Source organism: Nonomuraea sp. NPDC048901 (assembly GCF_040649695.1).
Lineage (GTDB): Bacteria > Actinomycetota > Actinomycetes > Streptosporangiales > Streptosporangiaceae > Nonomuraea.
This window is the reverse complement of sequence record NZ_JBEZFW010000017.1, coordinates 230,728-236,968: the sequence shown is the minus strand read 5'-3', so window position 1 is coordinate 236,968 and position 6,241 is coordinate 230,728. Positions and strand designations below refer to the sequence as shown.

Genomic DNA, 6,241 nt, shown 5'->3' with positions numbered 1-6,241 from the left:
CCTCGGCACGGGGCGACCAGAAGCACCAGGTCACAGGTCAGAAGGGGTGCGCCCCGCTCAGCCTCAGGACGCGGGAACACAGAGGTTATTTCCTACTACAGCGAGGCCGGCCAGGCGCAGAGCTGGTTGTTGAGTTGGTCGTGGAAGGGCCGCACCAGGTCATTCGCCACTCAGAGCGGATCAGGCGCGACATTGTGTACCTCTAGGCCGGTCCGAGGTCGAGCTGTTTGCTCATGTCGAGCTCGAACTTGCCGTACAGGTTCAGATGGGACCAGAACAGAGCCGACAGGGCGCGCCGGTCGGCGTCGGTGAGCTTCTTCTGCCATCGGGGCTCGGCCAGGACGATCTGGACCATCCTGGTGTTGAGGTAGACGATCGCGGCCTGGACCAGGTGAAGGGCGAGGGCGGAGACTTCGACGTGTTCGCGGTCGTCGCCGGTCAGGTCGCCGGCCTTGCCGTAGAAGATGTCCTTGTTGGCCGAATTCCAGTTCTCCACCACGTTGAGACCCTCACCGATTTCCCGGCGCAGCTCTTCGTCAGCCAGGTAGTCGCAGATGAAGATGGTTCGGATCACCCGGCCGAGTTCCTCGATGGCACGGTAGGTGGGGTGCTTGGGGCCGCCGCGGGTGAAGCGGCGCAGCATCTGGTGGGCCTCGGCGGTGCCGAGCCGCAACGCCGTCGCGTACTTGATCATCTGGTCGTACTGGTTGGCGATCAGCTCCCAGTCGATCGTTTTGCCCGACAGCACCTCCTCCAGCCCCGGCCAGGCCTCGCCCTCGGCCAGACCCGGCCGGTACAGACGGGCCGAGCCGATGTTCTTCAGCCGGGGCAGCAGCTTGAAGTCCAGCAGGTGCGAGAACGCGAAACCCACGATCGAAGCACCGTGCGTATCGGTGTATTGGCGGTCGACCTCGGCGGACGTCAGATGGCGCAGCAGGCCCTCGATCATCGAGGCCACCTCGGAGTCCGTGGTGGAGCGCACCTGGCTGTAGATGCACACGTTCTTACGCTCCACGTGCCAGTACACCATGATCCCGGCACCTGCGTAGCGCTGGTGCCACTCGGTCATGAAGTTCGCCGACCACGAGCCGAACTTGCGCGAGTCCGACGCGCACGCCGTGCCCGGCCCCCACAGCGAAACATCGCGCACCTGGAGCGTCTTGTTGACCACCGTGCGGATCGCGGCCCGCAGGTTGTCGCGGTTGACGAACAGCCGGCGGGTCCGGCGCAGCGCGGCCTCGGTGTCGGCCTCCATCCCCTCGATCGCCGCGGTGCCCTCGGCGACCCGTTTGATCCCCATGTTCGTGCCCAGCCCGAACGTGCACAACAGCAGCCGCCGGCGCAGCACTTCCGGATCGGTCACCGTCCGCGAGGCCACCGAGGTGAACTCGCCGGTGAAGGCGGTGGCGTGATCGACGTTCTTAATCAGGTCCAGCAGGTCGATCACTCCCCAGCGGCGGGCGATCTCCTCCTTCAACGCCTCCAGGTTCTCCGGCTCGCTCTGCTTGCCCAGGGCCGGGACGCTGATCCACGGCTCACCCTTCCTCCGGGTGATGCTCACCCCGCCCGTGGTGGCCTTCTTCAGCCCTTTGTGCAGCCGGTCCAGCGCCGCGACGTGCCGCTTCTTCAGATCGGCGACGAAGTCGGCCGGGTCGCGGGGCTTGGCCAGCGCCTCGTAGTGCACATCCCGGTTGTCCTCGAAGTCGGCGGGCAGGTCCTCATCGGGGTTGCGCCAGGTGTTGGCGCCCTCCACCCAGATCTCGCGCCGCCGGATCGCCTTGCGCAGCGCCACCAGTACACACAGCTCGTACGGGATCCGCTCGACCAGGCCGCTGTCGGGGTCGCAGACCGCCTCTCGCCAGTCCTCGGGCACCACGTGCTCCAACGGCACCGCCTCGGCGGCGGCGTAGAAGTCGGCGTCGGAGCCGTCGTAGCGCTTCAGCAGCGCCAGCGCGTCCATCACCGGCCGGAACACCTCGTTGCCGCACCCGAACGTCACCGCTTTCAGCAGCTTGGGCAGCCCGCGCCGGTAGTGATGGGAGTAGGAGCCGCGCAGCTTGGTCCGCACCCGGGTGCGCAGCTCTTTCTCGTTCGCCCTGGCCTCAGCGATGATGTCGGCCAGCGTCCGCTCACCGACCACCGGATACAACGCCTTGCGGACAATCTCTTCCGGCAGCTCCAGCGCCGCTATGGCGAGCTTCACCAAGATCCCGTTCTTGCCCTGCACTCGCCGGAACTCGGCGTTGAGTTCCCCCTCGACCTTCTTCTCCGCCCGCACACTGATCTTGTGCACGAGCTGGATCAGTAACTCCACCAACCCGTCGATCAGCTCCGCCTGCCGCACCTGGCACAACGCGGCCAGCAGCGTGATGCGCACCGGCGCCGCTGCCGCCTCGAAATCGGACGGGTACATCTTCATCGCCCGGGCCCGCCAGCCCGCCACAACCTTCTCCGAGACCCCCTCAAACAACGCGGCCGGCAGACCGATCGCCTTCACCCGCTCCAGCTTCACGATCTCCGCCAGCAACGTGTCCAGCTGAAACGATCCCGGATCCTCCTTCAGCTCCTGCAAGAACGCGCGCCGGCCGCCACTGGCCACCTGCGCCTGCCCGTTCTCTGCAGGGGCATCCTCTCCGGCGACCGGGACGGCGGCCGGGGGAACGTCGGCGACGATCAGCTCTTCCAGCTTGTCGATCGACTCGAACGACAAGCGCTCCACGGTCGTGGCGGTGAAGTTTCGCTCGAACATCGCCTCGGCCGCACCCAGCACGCGTTCGATCCGGGTCGTCTTCGGCGGCTCGATCCTGTCTTCGCGGCAGCGCGCCAGCAGCGCGCCGCGCAGCCGATCCCGCGACATCTCCACCGGGCAGATCTTGGTGGCCAGCCAGTCGGCGAGCTTGTCCTCGTCTCCCACCGTCGGCTCACGGAAGCCGTGGAACTCCCGGATTTGCGCTCGATGGTTCTTGATGGTCCGCCCTGACCAGTCGTAGGCGGCGAACAGTTGCGCGTCGACCTTCACCTGACCCGCCATGAACTCCACCGCCGGGCGGGGCACGTCCTCCCGGCGCGGGAACCGCGCTTCCAGCTCGAAGAACTTCAGCATCAGACCGAAGCCGAGCCGCGTCGCCCCGGACTTGTTCGCCAGCAGCGCGAACTCCTCCTCATCCAGCGTCCAGCACTCGATCAGGTCCTCTAACTCCCATTCGCGTCGCATGCCCGCACCCTTTCTCCCGACCTCAAACGAAGGCCAGGAAAACAATGATTTGTAACCATTCGACTACCGAGCGGTATATCCGAGACGTGATCGCGACGTAGCGGACCTGAGATAAAACGCTCAGTTACATATGTCCGCCTCATGCTGGCCATCCACCCCACGAACTACCCGAACAACGATCACGCAGAGCTACATTGCCCCTGGTGACGTCAACCCGAGCGCCGGGCCATCACCTTCGAACGTCACATGATCGAGAAGAGACAAGCCTCATCGGCCCTGCTGAGGACCGCTGTGGCATAGACCCGTCTCCACGCTTTGAGGGGATTGACAGACGCGACCACTACCCGATTACGGGACAGAGCCGTTAGGGGTTGAACAGACCCACACGTCGCGGTTGGGAACCGTCTGGTCGTCCAGCCGCGTCCGCCCCCGCACGACGACGTCTGCCCCGTAAGCCGAAGGAGCATTGACATGTCAGATTGATATGTTAGCTTCTACGGCATGGATGTCACCTATCTACAACACGCCAGCTTCGTGCCGATGCACCCCTCGCACACCGGCTGTGAAAGAGGGGTCGCGTTCGTCTCAGACGCCATTCGATTCAGCGTGTTCAACGTCCCTCCCGGGGCCTCGATCGCACAGCACAGCCACACCGTCATCTGGGACCTGTTCTTGGGGATGGCTGGCCGTGGCACGATCACGATTTCGGACAGCAATGAGTCGATGTCGTACGAGATCGTCCCGGGCGCCTTCTGTGCCATGCCGCCCGGGAAGGTTCATACGGTCACCAATGATTCCGACGAGCTGTTCACCTTCGTGCTCGCTCAAGCGCCGTTCGACCAGTACGACCACGTGCTGACGGCCGAGGGCGGAGCACGATGAGAGTTGGCGTAATCGGTTCAGGAGCGACGGGCGGGTACCTGGCCGCCAAGTTGGCGCACGCCGGCATCTCGGTCACGCTCGTCGCGCGTGGCGAGAGTTACGCACGGATCGAGCATGAGGGCATCGTTGTCAACGACCCGGACGGAACGCGCATCGTCGCCCGCCCGGAGCAACTGATCAAGCCCGGCGGCGTAGCCACTCCCGCTGTCGACCTGGTTCTGTTCTGCGTCAAGTCCTACGACACTAACGAGGCCGCTGCCGCGCTGACCGCCGTCGCCGGTGATCACGCGCGTGTGTTGTGCCTGCAGAACGGTGTCCGGAACGAAGAAGTTCTCGCGGATCTGATTGGGCCGGCGCGTCTTCTCTCGGGTGTCCTCTATATCGGCGCGCGGCGGACCGCTCCCGGCGTGATCGATTGCACCTCTCCGCCGAGGATCCATCTCGGCGACTACGTCGGACAGCCCTCTCCCGACCTCGACTCCATTCTCGACGTGTTCCGGTCGGCCAACCTGGACATCGCCGCAGACGACCGCATCCGCGCGCAGAAGTGGCAGAAGTTCCTGTTCAACTGTGCTCTCAACCCGCTCACTGCGCTCATCCAGCGCCCGCTCGGCGACATCTTGGCGCGTCCGTCCGGCCGCCACCTGTACGGCTCACTGCTTGAGGAGGCAATCGCCGTCGGAAGGGCCCACGGCGCGCCGATCCCCTCGGACGCCGGCGACAAGGTGTGGGAACAGGGAAACCGGATGAACATCCTCTCGTCGATGGCAGAAGACGTGGCAGCCGGACGTCCGCTGGAGATCGACGCCTTCACCGGGTACGTTCACGAACTGGGCGATCGACACGGCGTCGAGACCCCGGTGAGCGGCGTAGTCCTCGACATGCTCAAGACGCTGGACCCAGCTGCCGCCTGACCGCACGGTAATGCGTACGGTCGATTAAGCCAAGCGCCCTGAAAGCGGGCGATCACCGCACTTGCTCGTTCGCAAAGGCGCGCCCTCGCATGCAGGTGCCTGACCAACAATACGTCCGTACGGACCCCCTACGCGTCCGTACGGACGCGCCGAGGTACACACACAAGGAGGCTGAAATGTCGTTCTCTCAATCGCGGAAGTACCTCGCTGGCCTGGCACTCGCATCATGTCTAGCGTCGGCAGCCTGCGGAACCAAAGACTCCGGTAAGAACTCGGACGACCTGACGAGCCTGGAACTGGCCATACAGCAACCTCCTTCGCTCGGGTTCTTTCTCAGCCCGATCATCAAAGATCAGGGATTGGACAAGAAGCACGGCCTGAACATTTCATTCAAACCACAACCGGGGGCCACCTACCGTACCAACTTCGCCTCGGGCGCGACGCAGGTGGGCGCCAGCGGCACACTGCTCACCGATGTCGGTCTGCTCTCCCAGAAGGGCGGAAAAGTCCAGTACCTGTTCAACGTGTACAACTACTGGGGTGCCGCGGTGGCACCCAAGACTTCGGGTATCACGAAACTCAGTGACTTCAGCAACAAGAGCTTCGCCGCGGACTTGACGTCGGCGCAGTACGTGATGTTCAAGTACGTCGCCCAGAAGAACGGACTCGACGTAGGAAGCATGCGCGTCCAGGGCGTCCAGGGCCCGGCCCTTTCCCCGATCATCGAAGCCAACCGGGCCGATGGTGTAGAGATCTGGGAGCCGGCCTACTCATCCCTCACCGAGGGAGGCACCAGCGACAAGTACACGACGTTCGACCTTGCGAAGCTCTGGACGCAGGCGACCGGCCAGTCCCACATCCCCTACCTCGGGCTGGCCGCCCAGACGAGCTGGATCACCTCGCACAAGCGAGAGGTCTCGCAGTTGTACGACACCTACGTCGATGCCGCGGCGTACGTGAAGGAGCACCCAACGGAGGCGGCGCAAACGATCTCGAAGGCACTGAGAATCCGTGAAGCCTCCATCGCCGCACTGCTGAAGTCGACGAGACTCAATTTGAACGTCTACTGGGCTTCGTCGCAGACAAATGCGATCGACACCGTATTCCGCGCAGCAGTTGAGTCCGGCTACCTCAAGTCTGTGCCGCAGGGCGTGGTCTACCAGCAGGGTTGATCTCGGCGCCTGACCATGCCCTTCAATTCTTCTCACGTGCGAAAGACGGAAATGCTGTC

At 64.2% G+C, this 6,241-nt stretch carries 4 protein-coding genes; 3 read left to right on the top strand and 1 reads right to left on the bottom strand.

Translation table 11 applies throughout. The features are described from left to right. Window positions 1-202 precede the first annotated feature (202 nt). A complete protein-coding gene (locus AB0C30_RS44240; protein ID WP_357955455.1) occupies window positions 203-3,214 on the bottom strand; it encodes a Tn3 family transposase in 3,012 nt (1,003 codons plus the stop codon). A gap of 501 nt (window positions 3,215-3,715) precedes the next feature. Here AB0C30_RS44240 and AB0C30_RS44235 point away from each other — a divergent pair. The 3 genes from AB0C30_RS44235 to AB0C30_RS44225 all read left to right on the top strand — a co-directional run bounded on the left by AB0C30_RS44235 (window position 3,716) and on the right by AB0C30_RS44225 (window position 6,182). Next, entirely contained in the window at window positions 3,716-4,096 is a 381-nt protein-coding gene (locus AB0C30_RS44235; protein WP_357955453.1) for a cupin domain-containing protein, read from the top strand. Continuing rightward, window positions 4,093-5,010 (top strand): ketopantoate reductase family protein, encoded by a 918-nt coding sequence (locus tag AB0C30_RS44230; protein ID WP_357955451.1) that lies wholly within the window; start codon window positions 4,093-4,095, stop codon window positions 5,008-5,010. The genes AB0C30_RS44235 and AB0C30_RS44230 overlap by 4 nt, the downstream gene beginning before the upstream one ends. Before the next feature lie 176 nt (window positions 5,011-5,186). Continuing rightward, complete coding sequence (locus AB0C30_RS44225; RefSeq protein ID WP_357955449.1) at window positions 5,187-6,182, top strand: ABC transporter substrate-binding protein; 996 nt, start codon at window positions 5,187-5,189, stop codon at window positions 6,180-6,182. Window positions 6,183-6,241 lie beyond the last annotated feature (59 nt).

What these genes read in the sequence shown, in the direction of transcription:
- AB0C30_RS44240 (WP_357955455.1), bottom strand. Translation starts at nt 3,214, where the DNA reads ATGCGACGCGAATGGGAGTTAGAGGACCTGATCGAGTGCTGGACGCTG.
- AB0C30_RS44225 (WP_357955449.1), top strand. Translation starts at nt 5,187, where the DNA reads ATGTCGTTCTCTCAATCGCGGAAGTACCTCGCTGGCCTGGCACTCGCA.
- AB0C30_RS44235 (WP_357955453.1), top strand. Translation starts at nt 3,716, where the DNA reads ATGGATGTCACCTATCTACAACACGCCAGCTTCGTGCCGATGCACCCC.
- AB0C30_RS44230 (WP_357955451.1), top strand. Translation starts at nt 4,093, where the DNA reads ATGAGAGTTGGCGTAATCGGTTCAGGAGCGACGGGCGGGTACCTGGCC.